This is a genomic window from Microcystis sp. M169S2, assembly GCF_020245865.1.
GTDB lineage: Bacteria > Cyanobacteriota > Cyanobacteriia > Cyanobacteriales > Microcystaceae > Microcystis > Microcystis ichthyoblabe_A.
The window spans coordinates 26,013-52,814 of sequence record NZ_JADBUB010000092.1; the positions used below are offsets into that span (position 1 = coordinate 26,013).

The 26,802-nt window shown below is 40.6% G+C and carries 25 protein-coding genes; 19 read left to right on the forward strand and 6 right to left on the reverse strand.

The features are described 5' to 3' along the window. Nucleotides 1-8: 8 nt before the first annotated feature. Nucleotides 9-1,157: a glycosyltransferase family 4 protein gene (locus IM485_RS09520; RefSeq protein ID WP_104395714.1), complete on the reverse strand. Its 1,149-nt coding sequence runs from the start codon at nt 1,155-1,157 to the stop codon at nt 9-11. Between the two features lie 169 nt (nt 1,158-1,326). After that, the gene (locus IM485_RS09525; protein WP_071846465.1) at nt 1,327-1,482 is read right to left on the reverse strand and encodes a DUF2256 domain-containing protein; all 156 of its coding nucleotides are present in this window, start codon (nt 1,480-1,482) and stop codon (nt 1,327-1,329) included. A 36-nt stretch (nt 1,483-1,518) separates the two neighbouring features. Here IM485_RS09525 and IM485_RS09530 point away from each other — a divergent pair, with 36 nt between their 5' ends. Together IM485_RS09530 and IM485_RS09535 are read left to right on the forward strand one after the other, a co-directional pair. Beyond that, a complete protein-coding gene (locus tag IM485_RS09530) occupies nt 1,519-2,319 on the forward strand; it encodes an RNA methyltransferase (RefSeq protein WP_287742643.1) in 801 nt (266 codons plus the stop codon). Between the two features lie 27 nt (nt 2,320-2,346). Then, nucleotides 2,347-3,528 carry a serine hydrolase gene (locus IM485_RS09535; RefSeq protein ID WP_287742646.1) on the forward strand — a complete coding sequence of 394 codons (1,182 nt, stop codon included), beginning with the start codon at nt 2,347-2,349 and terminating at the stop codon, nt 3,526-3,528. A gap of 3 nt (nt 3,529-3,531) precedes the next feature. Here the strand turns inward: IM485_RS09535 and IM485_RS09540 are convergent, their stop codons facing one another. Beyond that, nucleotides 3,532-3,798 (reverse strand): glutaredoxin family protein, encoded by a 267-nt coding sequence (locus IM485_RS09540; RefSeq protein WP_002750529.1) that lies wholly within the window; start codon nt 3,796-3,798, stop codon nt 3,532-3,534. 8 nt (nt 3,799-3,806) lie between these two features. On the opposite strand from IM485_RS09540, the gene IM485_RS09545 reads away from it, so the two are divergent. The 8 genes from IM485_RS09545 (at nt 3,807) to IM485_RS09580 (ending at nt 11,778) form a co-directional block, all read left to right on the forward strand. Continuing rightward, nucleotides 3,807-4,046, forward strand: coding sequence for a hypothetical protein (locus tag IM485_RS09545; RefSeq protein ID WP_002733166.1), 240 nt, complete (start codon nt 3,807-3,809; stop codon nt 4,044-4,046). A 159-nt stretch (nt 4,047-4,205) separates the two neighbouring features. Continuing rightward, the gene (locus tag IM485_RS09550; protein ID WP_002746402.1) at nt 4,206-4,931 is read left to right on the forward strand and encodes a Uma2 family endonuclease; all 726 of its coding nucleotides are present in this window, start codon (nt 4,206-4,208) and stop codon (nt 4,929-4,931) included. Nucleotides 4,932-5,103: 172 nt separating this feature from the next. After that, nucleotides 5,104-6,168: a ParA family protein gene (locus tag IM485_RS09555; RefSeq protein WP_287742652.1), complete on the forward strand. Its 1,065-nt coding sequence runs from the start codon at nt 5,104-5,106 to the stop codon at nt 6,166-6,168. After that, nucleotides 6,152-6,913, forward strand: coding sequence for a HEPN domain-containing protein (locus tag IM485_RS09560; protein WP_104395710.1), 762 nt, complete (start codon nt 6,152-6,154; stop codon nt 6,911-6,913). Before IM485_RS09555 ends, IM485_RS09560 begins: the two co-directional genes overlap by 17 nt. A gap of 146 nt (nt 6,914-7,059) precedes the next feature. Further along, nucleotides 7,060-8,778: an ABC1 kinase family protein gene (locus IM485_RS09565; RefSeq protein ID WP_104395709.1), complete on the forward strand. Its 1,719-nt coding sequence runs from the start codon at nt 7,060-7,062 to the stop codon at nt 8,776-8,778. Between the two features lie 36 nt (nt 8,779-8,814). Further along, on the forward strand, nt 8,815-9,192 hold the full coding sequence (locus IM485_RS09570) for a hypothetical protein (RefSeq protein WP_002734118.1): 378 nt from the start codon (nt 8,815-8,817) through the stop codon (nt 9,190-9,192). 129 nt (nt 9,193-9,321) lie between these two features. Then, nucleotides 9,322-10,659 carry an anthranilate synthase component I gene (locus IM485_RS09575; protein ID WP_287742657.1) on the forward strand — a complete coding sequence of 446 codons (1,338 nt, stop codon included), beginning with the start codon at nt 9,322-9,324 and terminating at the stop codon, nt 10,657-10,659. A 153-nt stretch (nt 10,660-10,812) separates the two neighbouring features. Beyond that, nucleotides 10,813-11,778: a permease gene (locus IM485_RS09580; protein WP_287742660.1), complete on the forward strand. Its 966-nt coding sequence runs from the start codon at nt 10,813-10,815 to the stop codon at nt 11,776-11,778. Between the two features lie 118 nt (nt 11,779-11,896). Here the strand turns inward: IM485_RS09580 and fxsT are convergent, their stop codons facing one another. Further along, a complete protein-coding gene (fxsT, locus tag IM485_RS09585) occupies nt 11,897-14,656 on the reverse strand; it encodes an FxSxx-COOH system tetratricopeptide repeat protein (protein ID WP_287742703.1) in 2,760 nt (919 codons plus the stop codon). Then, nucleotides 14,625-16,046 carry a hypothetical protein gene (locus IM485_RS09590; protein ID WP_002734686.1) on the reverse strand — a complete coding sequence of 474 codons (1,422 nt, stop codon included), beginning with the start codon at nt 16,044-16,046 and terminating at the stop codon, nt 14,625-14,627. Before IM485_RS09590 ends, fxsT begins: the two co-directional genes overlap by 32 nt. A gap of 259 nt (nt 16,047-16,305) precedes the next feature. On the opposite strand from IM485_RS09590, the gene IM485_RS09595 reads away from it, so the two are divergent. The 5 genes from IM485_RS09595 to IM485_RS09615 all read left to right on the forward strand — a co-directional run bounded on the left by IM485_RS09595 (nt 16,306) and on the right by IM485_RS09615 (nt 20,405). After that, nucleotides 16,306-17,268 (forward strand): orange carotenoid-binding protein, encoded by a 963-nt coding sequence (locus tag IM485_RS09595; RefSeq protein ID WP_002733749.1) that lies wholly within the window; start codon nt 16,306-16,308, stop codon nt 17,266-17,268. A gap of 229 nt (nt 17,269-17,497) precedes the next feature. After that, nucleotides 17,498-17,824 carry a fluorescence recovery protein gene (gene frp, locus IM485_RS09600; RefSeq protein ID WP_002746320.1) on the forward strand — a complete coding sequence of 109 codons (327 nt, stop codon included), beginning with the start codon at nt 17,498-17,500 and terminating at the stop codon, nt 17,822-17,824. Between the two features lie 167 nt (nt 17,825-17,991). After that, complete coding sequence (locus IM485_RS09605) at nt 17,992-18,507, forward strand: alpha/beta hydrolase (protein ID WP_072926031.1); 516 nt, start codon at nt 17,992-17,994, stop codon at nt 18,505-18,507. A gap of 73 nt (nt 18,508-18,580) precedes the next feature. Continuing rightward, complete coding sequence (locus tag IM485_RS09610; protein ID WP_287742664.1) at nt 18,581-19,495, forward strand: DNA adenine methylase; 915 nt, start codon at nt 18,581-18,583, stop codon at nt 19,493-19,495. A 226-nt stretch (nt 19,496-19,721) separates the two neighbouring features. Next, nucleotides 19,722-20,405, forward strand: a complete 684-nt coding sequence (locus IM485_RS09615; protein ID WP_104395703.1) for a DALR anticodon-binding domain-containing protein — start codon at nt 19,722-19,724, stop codon at nt 20,403-20,405. Nucleotides 20,406-20,534: 129 nt separating this feature from the next. On the opposite strand, the gene IM485_RS09620 is transcribed toward IM485_RS09615, so the two are convergent. Next, nucleotides 20,535-21,365: a hypothetical protein gene (locus IM485_RS09620; protein WP_287742672.1), complete on the reverse strand. Its 831-nt coding sequence runs from the start codon at nt 21,363-21,365 to the stop codon at nt 20,535-20,537. A gap of 411 nt (nt 21,366-21,776) precedes the next feature. Here IM485_RS09620 and IM485_RS09625 point away from each other — a divergent pair, with 411 nt between their 5' ends. The 4 genes from IM485_RS09625 to IM485_RS09640 all read left to right on the forward strand — a co-directional run bounded on the left by IM485_RS09625 (nt 21,777) and on the right by IM485_RS09640 (nt 26,762). Beyond that, a complete protein-coding gene (locus tag IM485_RS09625; RefSeq protein WP_104395701.1) occupies nt 21,777-22,271 on the forward strand; it encodes a hypothetical protein in 495 nt (164 codons plus the stop codon). A gap of 429 nt (nt 22,272-22,700) precedes the next feature. Then, nucleotides 22,701-23,291, forward strand: coding sequence for a Uma2 family endonuclease (locus IM485_RS09630; protein WP_104395700.1), 591 nt, complete (start codon nt 22,701-22,703; stop codon nt 23,289-23,291). Nucleotides 23,292-23,898: 607 nt separating this feature from the next. Further along, the gene (locus IM485_RS09635; protein ID WP_287742675.1) at nt 23,899-25,638 is read left to right on the forward strand and encodes an NACHT domain-containing protein; all 1,740 of its coding nucleotides are present in this window, start codon (nt 23,899-23,901) and stop codon (nt 25,636-25,638) included. After that, nucleotides 25,635-26,762: an SUMF1/EgtB/PvdO family nonheme iron enzyme gene (locus IM485_RS09640; protein WP_287742678.1), complete on the forward strand. Its 1,128-nt coding sequence runs from the start codon at nt 25,635-25,637 to the stop codon at nt 26,760-26,762. Before IM485_RS09635 ends, IM485_RS09640 begins: the two co-directional genes overlap by 4 nt. Nucleotides 26,763-26,802 lie beyond the last annotated feature (40 nt).

The following is a 26,802-nucleotide window of genomic DNA, read 5'->3' on the forward strand; positions in this document are numbered from 1 at the left end:
TAAATTCCTTAGTGAAAGTAGCTAAGAGAAGATTGTTTTTGGGCTAACACTTCTTGATAAACTAACTGTAAGCGGTCAATATTTTTGCTAAGAGTATAAGAGTCTAAAACTCTTTGACGGGCTTTTTGTCCTAAAATTGTGGTTAATTCGGGATGATCTCTTAATACAGGCAAGAGAGTTTTTAATTGGGTAATTAGTCCTTTAGTATCTAGAACTATTCCCGCACCTTTTAACACTTCCCCATCGGCACCCACATCCGTAGCCAGACAAGCAACACCGCAGGCCATCGCTTCCAAAAGGGAAATCGATAAACCTTCCACTAATGAGGGTAAAATAAAGCCGTCAACCCCGCGCAAAATTTCAATTCGTTTATTTTCATCGCCGATAAAACCTAACCAGATAATACCATCTTCTTCCCCATAAAAAGGTTTGAGGGAAGGAGTCAACGGACCATCGCCAACAATGAGCAGTTTGCATCTACCCCCTAAATTGGTTTTTTTCCAAGCTTTCAATAAAGATTCTACATTTTTCTCCGGCATGATCCGACCGAGATAAATAAATAAACAATCGGCATTATATTGCGCTTTAATATTCGATTGTCCTGGACAATACTTATTAATATCAACCCCGTTGGGAATAATTGCTAATTTTTCTTCGGGAACTCCCAATTTAACTAAAAAATCCCGTTGAGAGGTGGAAAAAATAATTACCTTATCGTAATTAGCTAAAAAAGGGGCGTGTAGTTGGTAGGTTAATAATTGGGTACTGGAGATGAGATTGCGAATTTTACTATCAAAAGCCGGGTGAAAAGTCGCCACCAGAGGCAAATCTAAAGACTCACAAATTTCTGGTAGCAGAAAATCGAGGGGAGACAGGGGTAAGGACGCATGAACTAGATCGGGTTTCAGTTCCCTGAGTTTATCCTGTAGAACCCGACTCGATTTCAGGGTGGGAATAGTATAGACTTGGGAACTATAGAGACGTGGCAGGGTGATTTCGTCGTAAAAGTCGGGCCAATCGCTTACGGTGGGTTTTTCGGAAGAAAAATGCAGAAAACTGACTTGATAATCTCGATCGAGCAGGGAATTAGTCACTTCTCGCCCATAGGTAACGTTACCGCAAAAAGGAGATTTTTTTCCTAACCAGGCAATGTGCATTCAGATTCTCTTAAGAAAAAGTTAATTTAGCCAAGTATCAGCTTACTAAATTAGCCGTAAAATTAAAAGCTAATAGAGTACCCAAGCAAAATTAATTACCCATCTAAGTCCTCAGCTAAAAATTGCCCTTTGCAAGAGTGCCTATTTGATAGTTAAAATTCTAGGCTTTTTACTGATTGGCCGAGGACTTGCGACGACGACAACGTTCTGAACAGTATTTGACCTCATGCCAACAGTTTTGCCACTTTTTGCGCCAAGTAAAGGATAAACCGCAAACGGGACAAATTTTACTGGGAAGATCGGACTTCGATATCTGACGTGCCATGATTAAAATTAAAAAGTCAAAAACTGCGCCTTATCTATGAGTGTAGATGAAAATAATCAGAGTTCCCCACTCGATCGCCTGAGAATTATTTTGGTTGAACCGGCCGGAGCCTTAAATGTGGGTTCCACTGCCAGAATTATGCGGAATATGGGCTTAAGTCGCTTAATTATCGTCAATCCTGCCTGTGATATCCTTGCAGAAGAAGCGCGACGCATGGCAGTACACGGGATTGAAGTCCTAGAAAACTGTTCACGGGTAGCCACCCTTCCGGAAGCTTTGCAGGGTTGTCATCGCATCATTGCCACCACCTCAAAACCCCGTCACCTGAATACTCCCCTCGAAACACCCCGGGCTGCCTTACCCTGGTTACTCACCCCTAACCTGGAATCGGCCTTAATTTTCGGGCCAGAAGACCGGGGTTTAAGTAACAGCGAACTGAACCACGCCCAGCGTTTTGTCGGTATTCCCGCTAATCCTCAATATTCCTCCCTCAATCTCGCCCAAGCGGTGGCGGTTTGCTCCTACGAACTGTACCAAATGGCGACGGAAAATAGGCTCGAACCCCCGTTAGAAACGCCCCCTAATGCCACTTTTGAGGCTCTAGAAGGCTATTATCAGCACTTGGAGAGCTTTTTGCTCAAAATTGGCTATCTTTACCCCCACACCGCCGCCGCTAGGATGGAGAAATTCCGGCAATTTTATCATCGGGCCCGGCCCACGGTGGAGGAATTAGCCCTGCTGCGGGGTATTATCGGTCATATTGAAAGTATCGGGCAACTTTTTCTCGGTCTTGATAGTCTCAAGGGCAAGAAAAAAAATTCTCCTAGCGATCGATAATAAATCTGGATACCCTTGAGGAAAACCGTGACTCGTCAAGTAACTCGTCGTCCTACTAAAGTCCAATCTGGCCCTGGGTCCCCTAAGTCCATGGACTCAAACAACAAAAAAAAGTCTTTACCGGTTAAAAGGGCAAAAAAACAGCGTAAAACTAACCTAATCGCTTCTTTTCTCCTTCAGGTTCTTCGCTTCTCTATCCTTGGTGTCGGTTTAGGTGCGATCGCTGGTACGGTTTTAACCGTGGTGGATCCGAGCAAATTACCCCTACATCCAAAACCCACCGCTACTAATTCCCCGACTCCCCAACCCGTCACCCCAAAACCGACCACCTTAGTCTTAAACGAAAATCTCACCAGCCTCAACCAGAAATTACAGACTTTAGTGGTCAAATATCCGAAATTACAGGCGGGAGCTTTATTTATTGACCTCGATAACGGTGCTTACGCTAATTTTCGCGGAGATACTATTTTTGCCGCCGCTAGTACGATTAAAATCCCCATTCTGGTGGCCTTTTTTGAGGATGTGGACGCGGGAAAAATTCGTCTCGATGAACCCCTTGTGGCCACTAAGGATGTCCTGGCCAGTGGATCCGGAGATATGCAGTATCTAGGAGTGAATAAAACCTATACTGCCCTAGAAACCGCCACTAAAATGAACGTAATTAGCGATAATACCGCTACTAATATGTTAATCAAGCGTATGGGCGGCAAAAAGGCTCTTAATCAGCGTTTTCAAGCTTGGGGTTTGACCAGTACGGTAATTAATAACCCTTTACCAGACTTGGAAGGAACCAATACCACAAGTCCGAGAGATTTGGTGACAATCTTAGGAAAAGTTAATCAAGGGGAATTACTCAGTTTACGTTCCCGCGATCGTCTATTGAATATTATGCAGGAAACGCGCACTCGCACCCTGCTGCCGCAAGGTATCGAGAAAGCCGCCGATATTGCCCATAAAACTGGTGATATTGGCTCGATGTTAGCGGATGCGGGGATTATTGATATGCCCAACGGCAAACGCTATCTAGGAGCAGTGATGGTGAAACGTCCCCACAATGATAGTAACGCTAGGACTCTGATTCAACAAATATCACGCACGGCCTACCAACACTTTAAATGGTATCAATCTAAACCCGCAGCCAAACCGCAACCGGTCGCCCAGTCTTCTCCCTCTCCTAGTCCGGTCGTTATTCCTAGTCCGGGTAATTAGCCCCTAGGTTAAATTATTGGCTAAAAGACGGGCCAATTGTTCGGCATTTGCCCGGGGGGAAAGACGAGGGAGGATTTTTTCCCCCGTGGCTAGTTTTTGACAGAGGACGGGGATTTCGTACTGATAAGCGTTAAACCAATCCTCTCGACTGGTAATGTCCCTAATTTCTAATTGCCACTCTGGTTGACGGATTTTTTCTAGTTTCTCTAGCAACCCTTCGCAAAGATGACAGTCCGGTTTACTGTATAAAATTAGTTCTATGGTAGTCATAAATATTTATGTTCATTACCTCCACGATTAGTCTCTCATCAACAATTCTACAAACTCCCACCCCCACACCGACTTTAAATAATAATTTAGTTAATTCAGGTTCTCAAAATCTAGTCTATATCGGTGTGTTTCTTCTGGCAATTACCCTAGTCATGGTTATTGGTATTATCAATCAAAAAATTGAATACGCTCTCATTTTTGCTGCCACTCTCACTGCTATTTTAGTGGCTTTCTTCTGGTTTTTATAAGTCCTTCAACCAAGGGGATTGAGGTCATGATATTCTGACTTCCCCAACCGACTCCTAACACCCTATACACAAGCAAAACGATCGGACTTATAATATAATTGTATTGATTGTGGCTTGTTGCTAGAATCACCCCAAATTGACTCAATGGGTTTATAAACGATGACAACCCTAGATATTGCTACCGATATTGTCTGTCCTCCCACCGATTTATGGAGTGATGAACCACCCGTGGAAAGTGATCTGCATTTACAACAAATTATTTTATTATTATCTTGTCTTGATTGGCTCTGGCAAGATAGAAACGATTACTATGCCTCGGGCAATTTGACTATTTATTATAACGAAAGACAACTAAAACAGCGAGATTTTTGTGGACCAGATTTTTTCGTGGTTTTAGATACAGAGAAACGTCCCCGGAAAAGTTGGGTTGTCTGGGGAGAAGGGGGTAAATATCCCAATCTAATCATCGAAATTCTCTCCGATTCCACCGCTAATGTGGACAGAAAAGCCAAAAAGGAACTATATCAGCATACTTTCCGGACTCCTGAATATTTTTGGTTTGATCCCAATACCTTAGAATGGCAAGGATTCACTTTAATCGAGGGACAATATCAACCGATTACCCCCAATGAAAACGGTTATTTATGGAGTAAGCAACTGGGATTATATTTAGGGATTTTTGCCAATAAATTGCGCTATTTCACCGAATCAGGTGAATTGGTTCCCACCCCTCAAGAGTCGGCCCGACAGGAAAGATTAGCCAAAGAACAGGAAAGATTAGCTAAAGAACAGGAAAGATTAGCCAAAGAAAGAGAACAACAACGGGCGGAAAAATTAGCCCAAAAGCTGCGAGAATTGGGCATTAATCCCGATGAAATTGCTTAAATATCCGATTGGGGGTGTTAGGGTGGAAACCATGGCGCAATTTTTCCTTAATTGCTAGGCATTAAAACGAGTAATCCGAGACTCTTATTCTAGCCTAGAAATCATGGCAAAATCTCCACACTGATGTTATAATAATGACCAAGGGCAACAATCTTCAAATATAATTAATGCCATGGTGCAAAAAATAGCTTTTTTTAATCATAAAGGTGGAGTGAGCAAAACTACAACCACTTTTAATCTTGGTTGGATGCTTGCTGAGAAGGGTAAAAGAGTAATTATTGTCGATACCGATCCCCAATGTAACTTAACTGGTATGGCTTTGACTAATGAAAGTGAAGATAGGGAGGAAAGACTACAAGCCATCTACAATACTTACTCTAATATTAAAACAGCTTTAGCACCTGCTTTTGAGTCTCAACCGAGATTAATTGAAGCTGTGGACTGTATTCCTATTGATGGTCGTGATCGTTTATTTCTATTGCCCGGTCATGTGGGATTAGCTGAATATGAAGTTATCCTAGGTATTGCTCAAGAACTTAGTGGGTCAATTCAGGCTTTAAAAAATCTCCCCGGTGCGATTACATATTTATTAGACAAAACTGCCGAAAGATTTGAAGCTGACTATATTTTAATCGATATGAGTCCCAGTTTGGGGTCAATCAATCAAAATATACTGATGACCAGCAACTTTTTTATTGTGCCAACCACAGCGGATTTTTTCTCGGTTATGGCTATCGATTCTTTAACTAAAATCTTGCCTAAGTGGCACCAATGGGCTAAGGCAGCTAGTGCTTTACCAATTCTCAAAACCGCTAACTATCCCTTCCCCGAAGTTAACCTACATTTTTTGGGAACTATTGTTCAGAACTATCGAATTATTCGTGGTAAAGAAACAAAAGCCTTTGAAAACTGGATTAACACAATCGAGGAAAATATCGGCGATAAAATGATTCCAGCCCTAGAAAAAAATGGCATGATGCTACCGAAATTTATCTACGATCAGAATGGTGTACCAGACTACTGTACTCTAGTAAAAATACCTGATTTTAATAGTCTTATTGCCTTATCTCAAGAGCATCAAACGCACGTTTTTGCGCTAACTGCTGAACAATTAGGATGGCAAGGTACAGTGTTAGATCAAGCCCAAGAAAAACAACAAAAATTTAAAGATATTTTTTCTGACTTAGCAGACAAAGTTATCGGTCTTACCTCCGAGATTTATGCAGTTAGCAATTGAACAATTTCGCCTTAGTCTTGCCCGCGTTCGTGACTTGATCGCTATCCACAATTCCCTCAAATCTCAGACTACTTCCGCCCTAGATGTATCGGATATCCTCAGAGCCGCTTTAGTCCTGACTGTGAGCGCTTTAGATTATTATATTCACGAAGTGGTTACTCTAGGAATGCTAGAAATTTATCGAGGCCAACGTTCAGAACCTTCTCCCACTCCTAACAGTTCTCAATCTGCCTTTTCTCGTTTTCAAGTCTCCTTGAATGGCGCACGACAAGAACGATTGATAGCTATTAGTATTGGCTCTTGGTTAGAGAACGAAATTCAACAAAACTACGGTTCTTTTTTTGATCAAGAATCTCGCTCAATTTCCGAGGTACTACCAATGATTGAAAATCTCCTCACCAACAAACTTAATAGTAATTATTGGCTAGAGACTGAAATTAGAGAAAACCTCAGATATAAAAGCTATCAACAACCGGACAAGATAGCGGAGGCCATTAGATTAATTTCAGCCAAGAAATTGTGGGAAGAAGTGGCCAGCAAACTAAATAAACCAGCCAAAGATATTAAAAGCCAACTTAGCATAATTGTTGATCGAAGGAACAAAATCGCCCACGAAGCTGATATAGACCCGAGTTATGGCATTGGCAGTCGCTGGAATATCGATGAAAATCTCGTTAATGATGCCGTTACCTTTATAGAACAGCTTGTTGAAAATATCCATCAGGTACTTGAGGACATCCACTAGCCGAGAATTTCCCCAGCAGTCTAGTTATAAATACTTATAATTTCTCAGGGAATTATAACAATTATTAAATAATGTGTAGTTTTGTATACTGATGTCAAGAACTTAGCTACAATATCAAGTGGCGTAAGATATATAGAGATTAGCTAGTGAGTCGGCATCAAGACAGTCAAACTGACCGGAAACGAGAAGAAACACAGTTCACTCCTTACAGTGCAGAAGCGATCGCTCAACAATACCGTTATAAACCTTGGCAATTGTTCGGTCGCGCTTTCGTGATTATTTGGTCTTTAGGATTATTTCTCCTCAGTCTCCTCTGGGACAAATGGACAAAGCAAGAAGAAGCCAATAAATACAGGCGTGCCAGCGAACTTAGGCAAATTCTCACCCGTTTGGGTCCCACCTTCATCAAAGTCGGTCAAGCTCTCTCTACCCGTCCCGACCTCGTTCGCAAAGACTTTTTAGACGAATTAGTTAAACTGCAAGACCAACTTCCCCCCTTCGATAACCACATCGCTTTTGCCCTTATCGAGACAGAATTGGGGATGCCTGTAGAAAAAGCCTATCGAGAAATATCTCCCACCCCTGTGGCTGCCGCTAGTTTAGGCCAGGTTTACAAAGCGATACTCCCCACCGGCGAGGAAGTAGCCGTTAAAGTGCAACGGCCCGGGCTGCGGGAGCTTTTAAGCCTCGATTTATACCTAATGCGCTGGGCCGCCCAAAAATTCGGCCGTTTATTACCCCTCAATCTCGGCCACGACCTCACCCTGATTGTCGATGAATTCGGAACCAAACTCTTTGAGGAAATCGACTATCAAAACGAAGGTCGCAACGCCGAAAAATTCGCCACCAACTTCCAAAATAACCCCGAAGTTAAAGTTCCCAGTATCTACTGGCGTTATAGTGGTCGCCGCGTCCTCACCCTGGAATGGATTGATGGCTATAAACTCACCGATACCGAGAACATCAAAGCTTTAGGATTAGACCCCAATAATATCGTTAAAATCGGCGTAACCTCTGGATTACAGCAACTCCTCGAACACGGCTTTTTCCATGCTGATCCCCATCCGGGTAATCTTTTCGCCACCTTTGATGGTCGCATGGCCTATATCGATTTTGGCATGATGGACCAGTTAGAGGAGGAAACTAAAGAAACCCTCGCTAGTTGCGTCGTCGATTTAATTAACAAAGACTACGAAAACCTGGCCAGCAACTTTGTCAAACTGGGATTTTTAACCCCAGAAACCGATATAAAACCAATTATTCCCGCCCTAGAACGAGTTTTAGGCAATGCCATCGGTCAAAGGGTCGGTGACTTCAATTTCCGCACCATTACCGATGATTTCTCCGAATTGATGTACGAGTATCCCTTCCGGATTCCCGCCAAATTCGCCCTGATTATTCGTTCCCTCGTCACCCAAGAAGGGGCAGCCCTCACCCTCGATCCTAACTTCAAAATCGTCCAAGTGGCCTATCCCTACGTCGCTAAACGTCTCCTGACCGGGGAATCACCGCAACTGCGCCGGCGTTTACTGGATGTACTGTTCAAAGACGGTAAATTCCAGTGGCAACGCCTAGAAAACATGATTACAATGGCTCGATCGGAAAGTAACTTCGATTTACTGCCCACAGCGCAATTAGGCATCACTTTTCTTCTCTCGGAAGAAGGTCGTTATCTGCGTCGTCAATTGCTATTAGCTTTAACGGAAGATGACCGTCTCCATACTGCCGAAGTGCAACGTCTCTGGGGTTTAATTCAAGGAGAATTGCAACCGCGGCGACTCTTGGATGTGGCCATGAGCGCTTTTCGGGAATTATCCTCCCAAGGTGTGGCCGCTGTCCTTCCGCGAGAAACCAGTTCGCGTTAAAGTGTTTAAGGTCATCATCGCTTAATCACTTTTTCTATGGATTATTATTTTCTGCCCCAACCACCCTATTTTCTAGTTTTTGCCGGTTTATTTATCGGTATTACCTGCGGGGCCGCTTTTGAAGCTAGTCTCAAGCAAGTGGTTAACAATTGGTATAAAAATAAGGGTTCAGACGATCAAAATCTTTTAAAATCTAGTTCCTTACAAATTCCTTTTATTGGTATTTGTGTAGGAATCTGTCTTTTCCTGGCCTCGGGATTAGATATATTTATTCTCAATGGTTGGGTTGCCTACGCTATCTCTCTCCCGATGACTATCTTTATTGGTGGTTTGGTTTGGAGTCAGTTAGGGGAATTATTAGGCCAATTACAGCGCGGCGGTTCTAAAGAAATTGACCTCGATTATCGGGGATAATTGGGAGGCAGCAAACATTTAGGACTAAGATAATAGGTGTTAGCAGATAGGAAAGATCAACTCCCCCACAACTAACACCAAAACCCTAGTTATACCCAATTTCCCAGCTATTTTGGCCTGCGATTTTAGATGCAAAAACCTTTAGCATGGCATTGGCGATCGCTTCCTCTGCATCAGCGCACTGGTTCCGAGGTTTTTGCCTGCTTATTCTCCCAAGATGCGATCGCTACTTTACTAGAAAGTCCCTATCCGGGTAATTCCCTCTCCCGTTACTCTCTTTGTGCTGGTTCCCCGCGTCAGCTTTGGACCCCTGCATTAGGGGAAATTTTGCCCTTTTTAAGCAGTTTACTCCCCCAAACTCGATCGGATGTGCTTCCCGATCATCTTCCCTTCCATGGCGGTTGGTTGGGGTGGTTAGGCTACGATTTAGCTTGGGAAATAGAAAAATTACCCGACAGGAAAGCTGATAGTCTCCCTTTTCCCGTCGCTTATTGGTATGAACCGGATAGTTTTGCCATTCTCGATCACCAAGCACAAATTCTCTGGTTAGCTGCCACTAAACCCGAAGATTTAGATAAATACGAACAATCTTTAACCACTAACCCCGATTTTGAGTTCATCGATCCTCATCCCTCTCCCTTAATCTTTTATACTTCTCAACTCGACTACGAAAAAGCTGTTAAAAAAGCGTTAGACTATATCAGAAAAGGTGATATTTTTCAAGCAAATTTATCCCTAAGATTTCAAAGCACAACTCAGGCAAAAGGATGGCAAATTTATCGCAGTTTACAACAGATAAACCCTTCTCCTTTTGCCAGTTATTGGCGCACTCCTTGGGGAGAAATGATTAGTTGTTCTCCCGAAAGATTGGTAAAATTAGAAAGAGGAATAGCCAGCACTAGACCAATCGCTGGAACTCGTCCCCGGGGTAAAAGCGAGGCACTCGATCAACAATTAGCCGAGGAACTATTAACTAATAAAAAAGAGCGGGCTGAGCATATTATGCTAGTGGATCTAGAACGTAATGATCTAGGTAGAGTTTGTGAATGGGGATCGGTTCATGTGGATGAATTACTGACGATCGAGCGTTATAGTCATGTTATGCACTTGGTCAGTAATGTTCGAGGAAAATTAGATAAAAAGTATCATGCTATTGATTTAATTAAAGCTCTTTTCCCCGGGGGAACAATTACCGGTTGTCCGAAAGTTCGCTGTCTAGAAATTATCGAAGAATTGGAACCGATGCGACGCAATTTATTCTATGGTTCCTGTGGCTATATTGACCTACGGGGTCATTTAGATTTGAATATTCTCATCCGTACCCTATTAATGACTAATCAAGGGAATTTAAACACTGTTTGGGGACAAGTGGGAGCGGGAATAGTTGCCGATAGCGATCCCGAAAAAGAATGGTTAGAATCCCTTCATAAAGCTGAGGCACAATTAATCGCTTTACGTTCTTTTTAATTGTTGATTTCAACAAACTAACCTATTGTTGCATCTTGCATGAGTGCCTTTTGCCTTGTGCCTATCCTAACCAAGAAATTAATTTGGCACGACTACTTACTTTTTACCTTATCTGCTATTTTGTAGGATAGCTTCCGATCTTGAACCCTATTCATGAATCAAATTTCTATCGCCGTTACTTTTTTTCTTAGTTTAGTCTTGACCTCCCTTCCCTTTTTACTTTTGGGGACAGCCGTTTCCAGTTTTTTGCTAGTTTTCGTCAATAAACAGCGATTAGCGGCGATATTTCCCCGTAATCGAGTCTTAGGAGCGATCATCGGCAGTACAATCGGATTAATCTTACCCGTCGGACAATACGGCACGATTCCCGTCGCTAGAAGATTTTTATTAGAGGGAGTACCCCCAGGGGTGGTGTTTAGCTTTCTCACCGCTGCACCTACCCTAAATATCGTCACTCTTTGGCTAACTTGGCAGACTTTCACCTATTCTAGTATTTTCTTCTATCGATCGCTTTCGGTGTGGTTAATGGCAATTTTTATCGGCACTCTCTTTAGTTTCTACCGGGAAAAACCCCGCACCGATAGCGAAATTCCCCTGGAATCGAGTTTGGTTCTTTCCGGTAGTTTTTTACCGGAGGAAGCAGCCAGTCAACCCCTGCAAAGAGTCGGCAGTCTTGTTTATGAGTATAAAACTAGAGATAGGCAAGCTTGGCCGATTTCTGTGCAGTTATTTCTCGATAACTTTATCGATGAAGCACTGGAATTAGGGGGATTATTAATTATAGGCTGTGCAATCGCTAGTGTCTTTCAGCTATTATTACCTCAGAGTCAATTAATTGCCTGGGGGAATACTCCCGCTACTCAAATTCTCGTGCAGTTGTTCTTTGGTTTCACCCTCGCTGTTAATGCCAGTCTTAGCACTTTTGTCCCCGGTTCTTTAATTACTAATCTGTCCGTGGGTTCCACTCTAGCTTTTTTACTGGTCGCTTCCCTCATTGATATTAAAGCTTTTATCCTTCTCCTATCAGCTTTCCGTGCTAAAATCGTCCTTTATTTCGGAACTTTATGCCTGTTAATGAGTTTTTTAGTGGCTCTGATCCTCAGTTTTTATCTAGGTTGAATTCCTTCCGGGTCAGAAAAATTTTCTCTTGACAAAAGCCCCTTGACATGATATTATATTCATAATGGAAAAGCCGTGCGCCTGCGAACCCTATTTTCCCAAGCATTTAAACTCTAACTCATCTTAATTCTGCTTGCTGGAGTTGCGACAACATAGTTTTATAGTTCTCCATAATTGTTTGGGTATGGGGATGATTTTCCCCTAATACTTGGGTAGCAATATTAATCGCTTCTCGATAGAGAGGTTCCGCTTCTTTGTACCTGCCTTGGGAATCGTACAATGCTGCTAAATTGTTGAGGAAAGTTGCCACATGGGGATGATTGTCTCCTAAGAGTCGTTTATACAAATCTAAAGCTTCTAGATAGAGAGGTTCCGCTTCTGTGTACCTGCCTTGGGAACGGTACAATGCTGCTAAATTGTTGAGGGAAGTTGCCACATGGGGATGATTGTCTCCTAAGAGTTGTTTATACAAATCTAATGCTTCTAGAAGGAGAGGTTCCGCTTCTGTGTACCTGCCTTGGGATTTGTACAATGATGCTAAATTGTTGAGGGAAGTTGCCACATGGGGATGATTGTCTCCTAAGAGTCGTTTATACAAATCTAATGCTTCTAGATAGAGAGGTTCCGCTTCTGTGTACCTGCCTTGGGAATCGTACAAGTATGCTAAATTGTTGAGGGAACTTGCCACATGGGGATGATTGTCTCCTAAGAGTCGTTTTCTCAAATCTAAAGCTTCTAGATAGAGAGGTTCCGCTTCTGTGTACCTGCCTTGGGATTGGTACAATAGTGCTAAATTGTTGAGGGAAGTTGCCACATGGGGATGATTGTCTCCTAAGAGTTGTTTTCTCAAATCTAAAGCTTCTAGATAGAGAGGTTCCGCTTCTGTGTACCTGCCTTGGGATTTGTACAATCCTGCTAAATTGTTGAGGGAAGTTGCCACATCGGGATGATTGTCTCCTAAGAGTCGTTTATACAAATCTAAAGCTTCTAGATAGAGAGGTTCCGCTTCTGTGTACCTGCCTTGGCAATCGTACAATCCTGCTAAGTTGTTGAGGGAAGTTGCCACATCGGGATGATTGTCTCCTAAGCGGGTTCGAGTTGCGGTTAAACAAGCTTGATAGTAGGGTTCAGCAATAGCATACAATCCTTGTCCTTGATAATAACGAGCTAAACCCGTATAGGACGAAACTAAATCCTCATCAGCGATATATTGGGGATATTCCCTGACAGCTTGTTCAATATGGGGAATTAAGGGAGTCAGATTTTGAATAATATCTAGAGTAGGAGTTTCGGGGACTGTTCTCGATGTATCTGTCATCACCGTACAATAACGACTTTTTGCGGTATTGGCTGTCTCGGAACCTTCTAATTTTTCCCGTAGATAAAGACGGATGAGGGGATGCAGTTGATACCATTCATTGCCTAAAGATTTCAGCAAATTAAGCTTAACCAAGCTATCGGTTAACCATTTTTCTATCTCGTCTTTAGCTTCATCAGAAAATAAACTGATGATTAAGTGCTTGGGAAAAGGTGCCGAAGCAAATAAACTGAGATAAAGAGCTAATTTTTGTTCTTCTGTTTCTAACAGTTGCCAACTGATATCCAGAATTGTTTTAATACTGCGGACTTCCTCCTTATCAGAGTTGAGATATTTTAAGCCTTTTTTGGGGAATTTTTCCTTGATATTTGCTAAAGTTTCAGTGGTTGCTTGTCTCAGAAAACTGCCTAGTAATTGTAATCCTAGAGGCAAATATCCTAAACACTGACAAAGTTGCTTGGCTGCCTCTAACTCCGCGGTTAGACGTTCTTTTCCTAAGTAGGTTTGCAGTAAATCTAAAGCTTGCGCTGCTGTGAGAACATCTAAGTTTATCGTTGATAGCGATACCCCTAAGTAACTAAAGCGAGTGGTAATTAAAACCCGAAAACGAGATTCTTTTCCTGATGGTAGATAAGATGTAATTTGGTCGTAGTCACGCACATCATCAAAAATAATTAAAGCATTTCCCTCGGGCCAATTTTGCCAACAGTAACGCACTCGTTCACTTAAGGTTCCCTGATTGGGGATGTTTAAACCCAGGTATTCTCTGGCAAAAAATAAAATAGCCAAACCGGGGTCACTGTTAAGGACATTTATCCAACAAATACCCGCAGGATAATCCCCTTTATGTTGCCAAGCATACTGTAAAGCTAATTCAGTTTTTCCCGAACCTCCCATCCCACTTAAAACAATTGGGGAAGATTGCTGAAAAGCTTGATGAATCCGGGATAATTCCTGTTCTCTACCAACAAAGTTAACTGCTGTTCCTGGTAAATTATAGGGATCATGAACGGTATTTTTATCGGTAAATAGCTGATTATAGTTGGTAGCTTGGGTTGAATTTTCTGTTAAAAATAACCGCAGGAAAAACCAAGAATTTAAATCTGGCATATACCGAATAACTTTGTTAGTAAAATCATGATTCATCCACCAAATTTGTCGGAGATTAAAGCGAGCTAAATTTTCTCGATTGAAATTAATTAATTGCAAGGCATCTACTAGGGAAGCATCAGAAAAAGCGGTTTCAAAACCAGTAATTGATACTACTCCCGACTCCAATTCTGCCAATTGTGTTAACAAGAAGTTCAAGACAAAAGAGGGTTTTTCCCATCTTGGTAAGACAATTTTATGAAAAATAATGCCTTGTTCTTGCAGTTTATTCTCTAATTCTCTAACTACTTGCTGACGGGAAAACTCATCATAAAATTCCACCCTAGCTAAACCTCTAGATGGTCTTCGTCCCCACAATAGCAAACGAGCTGCCGTATGGGAAATAGTACCCGGTTCTAACTCCGATTGATTAGTTTGATTAACTTGATGTACCACCGGGGACACCTCCATCGGGACCAGTAGGAATACGACCTTGAGCATTTAAAATATCAACCACAAGGGGATGCACCATAAAGCATCTTTCCCCGTCTCCATCTACTTCTTGAATCGCTCGATCATTTAATAAAGCGTATAATATCTCATTGGGAATTTGTGCTTCTGGATTAGCATCATAAATTCGTTTTAACAATAATACCTTATCCCCATAACTAACAGAATCGATATCATAAGGATTTTGGCCTAAACGTCTTTCATATTCTGTTCTTAAACTGCGAATTGCCCTGCTAATATGACTAGACATGATCAGATTTTGTTGATTGACAATTGCTTCATCAGAAGCTTCTCTAACTAGATAAAATAAATCTCTGATATTGCCACCAGAGGCAATAATAACCCGCTCTATTTGTCCATCTTCAAATAAATTAGATTTAACTCTTGCTTCTAAAACTTTTCTCACTGCTTCCCGTCCTTTTTGGTTAGGAGTATGATCTTTTTGGCAAAAAACTGGAGTATCGGGAATCAGGAGATTATGGTCAAAAGTGAGGTTAATCCCAGGAGATGAATTATACAATCCAATCGGAATATTAAAAATAATGTGAATGTCTAAATCTTTGAAAATGTTAGAATAGTTTAAAAATAAATCCCTGACCGCTTCTTGTGAAACACCAGCTTTATCGAAGTCTTCTCCAATAATTAGCCAGCTTCTCTGCATAGTTTCCTGTAAGTTCTGATTACACTCTTTCAGGAGTTGATTAGCAATATTAATTAAATCTCTGGAACGGGAAAGACGGTATTCAACAACTTTTTTCTCTCGCGAGGAAGCAAACCGGAATTCTCCCTTGAGAGAGGCAAAAAGTCCGAGAATTTTATTCCAGAAAGAATCTTCCTTTACTCCCGCTCCTGCTTCCGTTTTGATTTGACTTTCTCTGGTTTCCTTGCGGGTAAATTCTTCAGAACTAAACCAATCCCAAAGCTTTTGTAAATTTTCATCACTGGGTTGTCGAGAAATTTTAGCGGTTTTCTCAACAATTTCCACCACCATAAAGAGAAACACATCAAGGGGACTGAAATTAATCGCATCGAGTTCACTTAAAACACTAAATCGCAGGGGTTCAAAATGCTGTTTAATCTCATGATCATTAATTAAACGAGTTAATTCTGTCGATTTGCCTACCCCCGTGTGTCCCATTAAACAGGCTTTGTAATATTGTTGCGTATCTATGACCCGTTTTAACCCTAATTTTAGACGCTGAATTTTATCTTCCCCTCTCACTTTATTCATTTCTTCTCGATAAAAAGCATCTATTTCCTTCTGAGTTAATAGGGGTTCAGGAGATATAGTTAAATGGATTTCATCAAGAGTAGTCGCAGGTTCAAAGCGAGTCAGAGAGGGGTGTTGCATAGAGACAGGAAAAATCATTCTCTGGAGATACTTTTTATTATATAGCATCGCCAAACTAAAGGCGATCGCTCGTTGCTGCCGCAAAACCAGATAATTGATAGAACAGTTGTTCAAACATTAAGATTTTGTGATAATACTGGGTAAGTGTGATCTAAAGTACAGCTTTTTTTGGGAAAGTTTCCCCAGGGGTGCTGCCTTGGGTCGCCAATATGATAGAATGCCAGTAAATTGATACAAAACTTTACTTCAAGGTGAATCTATGCCGTTTACGATCGAATCAGCGCGGAGCATTTTCCCCAACACGCTATCAGCGGATGTGGTTCCCGCCACGATTGCGCGTTTCAATCAGCTGAATACCGAAGATCAACTAGCCTTGATTTGGTTTGCCTACCTAGAAATGGGCAAAACCATCACCGTTGCCGCCCCCGGCGCTGCTAGTATGGTCTTTGCCGAAAAAACCATGAATGAAATTCGGCAGATGTCACCCCTGCAACAGTCGCAGGTGATGTGCGACTTAGCTAACCATGCTGACACACCGATTTGTCGTACCTACGGCACTTGGTCTGCTAACATCAAACTGGGATTCTGGTATCAATTAGGACAATGGATGGAAGATGGCAGTGTTGCACCAATTCCCAAGGGTTATGAACTATCTGCTAATGCTAGTGCCGTTTTAGACGGGATTAAAAAATTAGAGTCGGGACAACAAATCACCGTTCTGCGGAATTGTGTGGTGGATATGGGCTACGATCCCAAGAAACTGGGCGATTATAACCGTATTTCCGAACCCGTGGTTCCTCCCCAAAATATTGCCGAACGGACTAAAGTTAGCATTGAAGGAGTTACCAATGCCACCGTCCTCAACTATATGGACAACCTCAACGCTAACGACTTTGATGTATTAATTGAATTATTCACCCCTGACGGCGCTCTGCAACCACCCTTCCAACGTCCCATCGTCGGTAAAGAGGCAGTATATCGCTTTTTCCGCGAAGAATGCCAAAATTTGAAATTAATCCCCGAACGCGGTGTGGTGGAACCCGCCGATGACGGTTTTACTCAGATTAAAGTGACGGGAAAAGTACAAACTCCTTGGTTTGGTGCAGGTGTGGGTATGAATATGGCATGGCGCTTCCTCCTAACTCCTGATAATAAAATTTTCTTCGTAGCGATCGATTTATTAGCTTCTCCGAAAGAATTATTAAACTTTGCCCGTGGCTAAATAGCTACTGAGAGAAATCATTAAAAATTCTGATGAAACTTATTAGAGTTCCTTGTCAAGTGAACTCTTTTTTTTATACAATTAAAAGGCTGACTTAAAAAAATTGGTAAATACACCGGTTTCTTCTCCGATCTAGGTAAGAATAACTAAACAATTATTCTTACAGATGTGGGCGAAAAGAGTCGAGGTAGTTCAAAAATCCAAAATTATCATCCCTAAAACTAAAATCATGCCTATGAGTGAAATAATTTGGTCAGATACCGAACAAGAAATTGCTCAAACTGCTTTCCAAAAAGCCTATCAGCGAGAAACTAGCACTTTAATAGAACATATTAAAGAACAGTCTGGTCAGATCACGGTTTTAGATGATATCTGGCAAATGCACGATTATCTAAGCGCCCGACGACATCAGATTGATGGTAAATATGACTATCGCTATACTTCCCTAATTTTTGTCTTTGCTCAACTATTAAAGGAAGGATGGTTAAAGCTAGAGGATCTCAACGGTTTGGAAAAAGATAAACTAGCAAAAATCGCTGCCCTCTCGCGAATGTAAATTAATGATTAGCATTAAGCTATCAGCTTTCTGCTCCTAGTTGGGTGACTAGAAAATTCATCTCTAGATAACCAACACCGTCTTCAGTTTTTCCTAAGCGGCAACCAATTTCGCTAGAATGAGTCAATCATCCCGATCGCTTTTCGCTTGTTTTGCACCTTTGGTTTATGTTCAAAAATCTTTTACTTCCCCTAGGAATATCTATCTTTCTCGGTGTTTGTCAATCTTTGTCAGCCGCCGAATCAGCTATCATCAAATACTACATCTTCCAAGGGTCCGTATCGGTATCAGAATTAAAGCAATTGAGCGAAACAGGCGAATTAGCCCCCGCTTTAGCGGCACAATTAAAGATGGCTAACCAAAAACCCGAAGAATTCCGTAAAATCCTTAATCGTCGGGTAGCGGTGGATGCCGTCTTTCTTTCCAAATTTCTTAATAGTTTTTTTGGCGAAAGTTTGCTAGATTATGCCGCCGAAATTGTCCACACCCCCAATCGGGCTGCTAGTCGGCAAGCTTTACGGGGTTCCCTAGTCACTTCTGCCATTAATGATAATGAGATTCAAATTATCGAAGTCCTCGCTAATTATCCCACCAGCGAGGTTCATGTGGATGGCAATCGTCTGCTGGATTTAATCAACCAAATTGAATCAGTATTGAAAAAAATGCCCCGTTTACCTTTCTGATACCAAATCCGCCTTTCAGGTTTTCGTGAATTGCGCTGTAAATTGAATAAATTAGGATAATCTGGTAGGAATAATGACCACTTCTTTGTCTCAAAGGAAAACAGTTAGCGGCAAACCTTTTTTAAAGTGGGCGGGAGGCAAAACTCAACTGGTTCCCAATATTCTATCTTTGATTAATTCCCAGATTTCTCAAGATTGTCAGTTTAACTACATTGAACCTTTTGTCGGAGGTGGGGCGGTTTTATTCTCAGTTTTAAATAATTTTTCTTCTGTCCAAAAAGTCATTGTTAATGACATCAATCCTGATTTAATCATGGCTTATAAGGTTATTAAAAATAATGTCAAAGAATTAATAGTCAAACTTCAAAAAATCCAGCAGGATTTTTATGAACTTAAAAATCTAGAGGAACAACAAAAGTTTTTTTTAGATAAAAGAATAGAATTTAATTCTCGTGGCTGTGATGAAGATGTAGAAAAAACAGTTTTGTTATTATTTCTCAATAAAACTTGTTTTAATGGACTTTATAGAGTCAATAGCAAAGGACTTTTTAATGTCCCTTTTGGAAAATATGTCAAACCGTTGATCTGCAATGAAGAAAACCTATTAGCTGTCAATCATCATTTACAGAAAGTGACGATCCTACAAGGAGATTTTGTCCAAACCCTAAATTATGCCAATAACAAGACTTTATTTTATTTTGATCCTCCCTATAAACCGATTAAAAAAACATCAGCTTTTACCTCTTATACTAAAGAAGATTTTAACGATGAGGAGCAAATAAGATTAAAACAATTTATCGATCGAGTCGATCGGGCAGGTTATAAATTTATTTTAAGTAATTCCGACGTTAAAAACTTTGACTCTGACAATAATTTTTTTGATGATTTATATAAAGATTATAATATTCAAAGGGTAAAAGCTCGACGAAATATTAATTCCCAGGGCAATAATAGGGGAGAAATCCTGGAATTACTGATCAATAATTGACAAAAATTAAGCCTAACAGAAAATACGACATGAATCGCCCATGCAAAAGTGAAGTGCAACCCCCCAGATTGACAGAGGTAAGCCCCTAGAGATAGTCTGGAGTTTCTGATAAGAGAAAGACTATCCGATTGCCTATATCCATCTTAAGCCAAAAATTTGCTTTGACCACAGTGCTTATCTCGCCAATGGCAATTAATTTGGCACGACTACGTTTACCCTTCTGAGTATGAATTTTATCTGCAATCACCCCTCGATCGAGCATTCTTTAAGACAACGATTAATTAATATTTTTCCAGAAAACAACCATAAATTAACTTTCTATCGTTGCCCAAAAACTGATATTATCCTCTATCGTTCACCTCTGTTTTATTATTTTACGTCCGCTCAATGTCAAACCATATTTAACCATTTAATCACCTTTTTTCCACAAATTCAGCTTAGGGAAGGATGGCTAGAATTATTATTAGATCAGCAATTTTTGTCCTTTTGGTTACTGAAACTAAACGATTTAATCGATCAATTTTTCTCGGATGAGCTTCCTCTCCATCCCAGAGGAGAATTTTTCTTTTTATTTCAATACACCCACGCTCGCTATTCTGGTTTGTTACAACTGCTCAATCGGGAAAAAATTAGTTTAACCGAGCCAGAACTATTATCGTGGCATCATCCCGCCGAAATAGCCTTAATACTGCAAATTTTAACCGTTTGTGATTGTTGGGAACGCCAGAAACCCTATCCCCTAACCGCAAATTTTTGCGAGGCAATGCTCAATTTTGAGCGTAACTGTCGCATTATCGGAGAATCGGCCTCAATTCAGCGATCGAGATTAATCCTGATTAGCGTCAGTCAAAAACTACTTAACCGTCTTCTCCGTCAAAAATGGCAACTGCTGCCAATGACGGAACTATAAAAATATCAACTTTTATGAATTTAGTGGACAAAACCATCAGCTTATGATAGATTTTACTTAGTGTGAGGAGCGAACCAGAATAGAGAGCCGAGACGAAACATGGACAGTCGCCGGCTCTCTTTCTGTTGTTCAGGAATTATTTTCTTCTTGGCGATATTTAATAAAAGTGGGCAAATCAACCCGAAAAGAGGAATATTTCGGGGAAGGGGAGATGATAGGTGCGGGCCAATCCCTGTCTTTCTTCTTTAACGATTCTACTGGCTCAATTGTCTCTAATTCCGCTAAAAACTCATCCATGGGAGCCACTTCATCGCTTTCTTGATTCTCTGTCTGAGACCAAGGCTCGATCGCAGCTGCCTTGGCAACAATGGCTAAATCTGGGGAAAAATTGCGATCGCTACCGCGCTGGAAATACTGGGCCAAGGCCGCTTTATACTGGAGGGTGTAGCGTTGCTGACGTTGGAGACGGGTGCGTAATTCCTGCAATTGCTGGTCATAGTTGCAGAGTTTTTGGCTTTTTTCCTGATAACCTTCCTGAATTAAGGCACATTCTCGCTCTAAACGGGCTAATTGTTGGCGCGTGCGGGTCAATTCTGCGGTCAAATTGGCAATAATCATCGGTTGCCGTTGTTCTGCTTGACGATACTGTTCGATTTCCCCTAAAGCTCGCTGTAATTGTTGCTTTTCGTATTGCAGTTCCTCGTTTTGCTGCTGGATTAGGGTATCGCAACTTTGCAAGCGACGATGTTGCTCGGCTAACCGCGATCGCAGTTCCGCGAGAGCTTGCTCCCGTCGCCAGATCTCCGCTTGTAATTCTTGATTTTGTTGACGTAAATGAGAGGATAGAGCCGGCCAATCTGTCTCATCTGTTGATTGACTCTCATGCTCGACAATTTCAGCAGTGATGACAGTATCCGCATGGGTGAGATGATCGAGGTACAGGTCGGAATTATCGTTCATAAAAGCCAAAGGATGAGGAAACCTAGAAGTTTAGAGACGTTAAAAGCCTTCTATCGTTCCAAAAAAAAATGGGAACCGCATTGTTAGAGACTGCCGCGCGGTTCCACTGCCGATCCTTAAGAGGAGAACACTATAAATAACGATAAGCTTATTAGTAATTTTTGTCAATACTTAATGAGAATTTTTTTCAATAAGTTGGAGGAGAGAGGGGAATCGACTAATACCAAATCCGTTTTTAATAGTATGATTAACTCCCAATCCAACTTTAAAAACCCGCTCCCCGCTCCCCACACCCTACGAAAAACTTTTTGCCGCAAACCCTAGATATCTATTGATACAAGCACTGGTCGAGCGGGTTAGCGGCTCGATGTGCTTCAATAATCCTATAGTTTTTATTTTCCTTGTCGTATCATGCCACGTCCCCCGAAGAAAACCCCTAGCACCCCTGAACCCCCCGAAGAGCCAATTAAAGCCACTCCTCCCCTACAACCTCTACAAATTATTAAAAAGGGTTCTAGGGCTGCAGTACCCCCCAAACCTCCAGAAACCCCTCCAGAAATAATTGAGGAAAAACCAGCCGAGGAAACGGTAAAATCAGTCAGTAGTGAGATAAAATCTCCTCTCCGTCCTCGTTCCGATTCGGCTCCTCTATTCCGAAAACCGATTCCCAAAGCAGAAATTCCCGTCATCGAAAAAGCGACAGGAGCTAATGGCGAAGTATTTAATCTGACCGATTCTGTCCTGATTACCGAACCTTTTGGTACTCGTATTCCTGCTATTATCGATAGTTTTTATGCCGATGATCAAGGCGAAATCTGGGCGCGACTCAAACCAGTGGAAGTTAATCCCGATTGTCGCTGGGAACAGGCCTGTATTCGCTCTCAGGGTTTGGTAAAAGCCGAGTAAAACAGTTATCAGTTATCAGATCAGATTTGAGTTTTAAGTGTGCAGTATTAACAAGTAATTTAGATAATGTCTCTTGCATGATTAATTTTTAAAGGTTCAAAAACGTCAAAAATAAGGATTAAATGGCATAAAATCCGTAAATAGACTATTTAATTGATTATTATTCATTCTTAATTCTCCTGACTACTGACTAATGGCTACTGACTCCTAACCCTAACAACAATTTTTGATTTTTACAAGAGGTCTGATGATTTGGTATTCTCAAAAGGTTTACTGATCAAGGCTATGGTATGATTAAAGGTAGTTTGTCAGACTATGATTTCTATTTTTCCTCTCAGCTTGTATGCTTCCATGATGTTTTTCATGATAATCTGTTTTTATCTGATATCATGTTGAGAAAAATTCACGCTCTAAATTTGGGTTTAAATTATGATAACTACACTCATTGAACGAGAAGCAGAACCAATTTTAATTAGTGACTTAACCTGGAGAGAATTTAAAGCTGTTGAACAGCTAATCGATCGCCCAGGGTTAAGGTTATCTTTTTTAGATGGAGTTTTGGAGATTAGAAAAATGCCAGGGAAAAAACACGAAACTATCAAAGAACGTATTGGTGCTTTACTAGAAATTTATTTAGAATTTTTGGGATTAGATTTTACTCCTACTGGTTCTGTCACCTTAGAAAATGAATTTGAAAAGGTTAAAAGAGAAGGTGATAAATCCTATGAATTGGGAGCAAATAGAAAACATCCTGATTTAGTGATTGAGGTGGTTGTTAGTAGTGGAGGAATTAATAAACTGGAAGCATACAAACGGTTACAAATTCCCGAAGTTTGGTTTTGGATGAACGACGAGTTATTGTTTTATAGTTTAGGAAATGAGGGACATGAGGCTGTTAGTAAATCGCAACTTTTACCGAGTTTAGATGTAGGTTTATTGATGGGTTGTATTAACACAGAAAATCATGCTCAAGCACTGCGGGAATTTAGAGCAGGGATAAAAAATATTGAATCAACATAACCATATAATACTAAATCCGTTGAGTATAGGCTACATATCAGGAGAGGCAATAGGCAATGAGCAAAAGGAGCAATATATAATCAGTCTTTAATAACCAGATTTAGTATTAAACAACAGATAGCAAGATAAATTAAATAATCTTCACTCATTTTTAGTCGATAGGGAAACTGGGTATAGCAGCACTGACTGACTGCATTAATTTGATGGTTTCGCCAAAGCAACGACTATCATAAGAATAGTGCAGTATTTCCTCTCAAGTGGACTCACAGTCAGCACAGCGCAATCCTTGCAGTTGAAAGGTCAGTTGTTCCATCGGTTTTTTCTCAACGAGGATTCTTCTGGGATAACGAGTTCCACAACATTCCCCCTTTTGGTAAGGTAACTGCCCACCCTACTACTGTATTATATGCTAAATTTTAGGATAAATTTAGTAGGTAAAGGGTTTATTTAAATCGTATTGACAATGCCAGAAATCGGACCTGAATCAGAACAATCCTCCCTGTCTCAACCGGACGCAAGGATTACGGAACGTCGAGCAGCAAGACAAAGAAGAATTGAAACTATCCTCAAATTGGCCGGGTTGCCTAGTGGAGGAGTGGGAATTGCCGTGACTATCAATTTTCTTCGCAATGGGCAATGGATAGAAGCTAGTGTATCAGGATTGGTCAGTATCGCTGTTATTTTTCTGGCGATTGGAGGAAAATTTGCCAAAGATGTTATTAACCTAGTTTTCGATAAAGTAGAAACAAGATTGGAACAGAAAACGGATACTCTGGCTGATTTAATTGTTAATTGGCTGGAAAATTTCGCAATTCAATTTTGGTGGCAATTAACCGCAAAGTTTCAAGTAAAGTATTATAAAACTTTAGTTTATCTCTATCGTACTTATCAAACTCAAGGCTTAAAAACACCTGGTAACTTTATTCTCGATCTTGAAAATGTCTATATCCAGTTACGATTTTTACCTCAGAGTCTAGACAAGGTATCTTCGGCTATTATTTCTCAACAAGAAACCACAAGCAATTTAAAAAATATTTGGGATTTTTTAGCACAAACTACCACACAATCTGCTTATAAACGCATTGCTATTTTAGGCGCACCAGGTTCAGGAAAAACCACTTTATTAAAGCATATCGCCCTAACATACGCTCAAAACAAGCAAAGCCGTCAGCATCGCAAAGTGCCTAAATTAATTCCGGTATTACTGATACTTCATACTCTTAGTAAAGAGATTATCCATCAAGAATCATCTAGTTTGGCACAAATTATTACTGAACAATTAAAAAGCCCAACATTACCCCTTAAGCTCAATCCGCAGCTTCAATGGTTTGAAGAGCAATTAAAAGAGGGTAAATGCTTGATTATGTTTGATGGATTAGATGAAATCGCCAAAGAAAGTGACCGCCAGCAGGTTAGTCAATGGATAGACAAGCAAATGCAGGTTTATCCTGAAACTACTTTTATTATCACTTCGCGCCGTCATGGTTATCAAGCTGAATGGTTACAACAAATTAGAACTTTTCTCGAAGTTCAGTCTTTTAACCTAAAACAAGTTGAAAGGTTTTTTCAGAATTGGTATTTACAAAATGAAATATTGCGTCAAGTGCGAAAGGAAGATGCAGGTTTACGCGCAGAAGCACAAAGAAAAGCTAATAATTTAATGCAGATAATCAAAAAATCGGCTCCTTTAGCAGCAATGGCACTCAATCCTTTATTATTAACTATGATTGCTACAGTTCATGATAATCGAGGAGCGTTGCCAGGAAATCGAGTAGAATTGTATGCAGAAATTTGTGAGGTCTTATTGACAAGGCGAATAGAAGCTAAAGGAATGACTGATTCTATCAAACTAAATTTAACTCAGAAAAAAGCAGTATTACAGGTATTAGCTTTAGAGTTAATGAAAAGGGGAATCCGTGAGTTTTCCTTAGCTCAAGGTCAAGAAATTATCAAAAGTTCTTTAGCAGCAGTAGCTAAGACGGAAGTTAAACCCGAAGACTTTTTTGAGAATATTGAAAAAATTTCTGGTTTGTTGACCAAAAAAGATGACAGTTTTTATATTTTTGCTCACCTCAGTTTTCAGGAATATTTAGCCTCAGTTCAAATCCAAGAATTAAATCAAGAAGATTTATTGATTCAAAACATAAATCATAATTGGTGGGCGGAAACAATTCGTTTATATGCGGCAAAAAATGATATTAGTAATCTAATTCTTGCGGCAATAAATAATCCTAATATTACCTCAATTAGTCTAGCGATGGATTGCTTAGAAGAAGGCAAAAGTTGTTCGCCAGAAGTGAGACAAAGGTTTAATCAATTATGGATACAAGGATGGGAAAACCGATGACAGAGACAGTCAATTTTGAGTTACTCGCTCATGTTCAACTCTCCAGAAGATTGAGTAAGCTGATTCCTCTTGATGATAGTATCGCCATTGATACTAGCTATATTACCTGTGCAGAGTATCAGCTATTTATTGATGAAAGGAAAAAACTTGGTAAAAATCATCAGCCTCTTGATTGGCAAACCGATTCAGTTGTATCTGAAGATATTTTAAAGCCGATTACTGGTGTGAAAGCCAGTGACGCTGAAGCGTTTTGTGAATGGTTAACCCAACATCCACAGCATTTTAAACCAGAATTTAAGTATAGAATTCCTACTCTACAAGAAGCTGAGGAATTTTTAGAAATGGAAACAGAGGAGGAAAATTTAGTCGGTTACTGGTGTCAGGAAAACTTGACATCAAAAATGGTTTATTTAGAGCCAGAAAAGTGGCTAAAGATTCAAGAAAAAGTCTTGTTTTTTTCACAAGAAAAACTTGGCAAAGTAATTGATGGCATGATTGGTCAATTTATATATCAATTTTCGCTATATAAATTGTTGCCATTTTGGACTAACCTTGATCCTGGGCTTTGGCTTGTGCTTGTGCTTGTGCTTTGGCTTGAGCTTGAGATTGTGCTTGGGCTTGAGCTTGGGCCTGGGCTTTCGCTTGTGCTTTCGCTTGTGCTTGGGCCTGTGCTTGGGCCTGTGCTTGGGCCTGTGCTTGTGCTTGGGTTTGGGTTTCTCTTGTTTTATGTCGCTGATTATATTAGTTATTGTAGGATTAGACTCAATTTAAATCTCGACCCTACCGACTGTATATCTTTGATTGTTGAAGATTATCTAAGTTCTCTTAATATTCAAACGCTTTATCCCTCTATTGACAATTTATCCTCATGGCAGCAACTTGTAAATAAGATCGGTATTGCTTGGTATCTATTCCCAGATATTTACGAAGCAGCATCTAAAAATGAAGAATTATTATATCAGGTTAACTTAACGGTTGCAGAATGCGAACAATTAAACTTGCAATATTCTATCAAAAGAGAACAAGTATTTAACCGTTTCATCGCCTCCGTATTATTAGAAGAAAGACGAGCAGGTAATATTCCTGCTTGGGAAGGAATTAGGATTGTAAGAGAAAGAATTTAATAGCGATATGAATCCTTTGAAAGACAGTATTTTTGGGAAA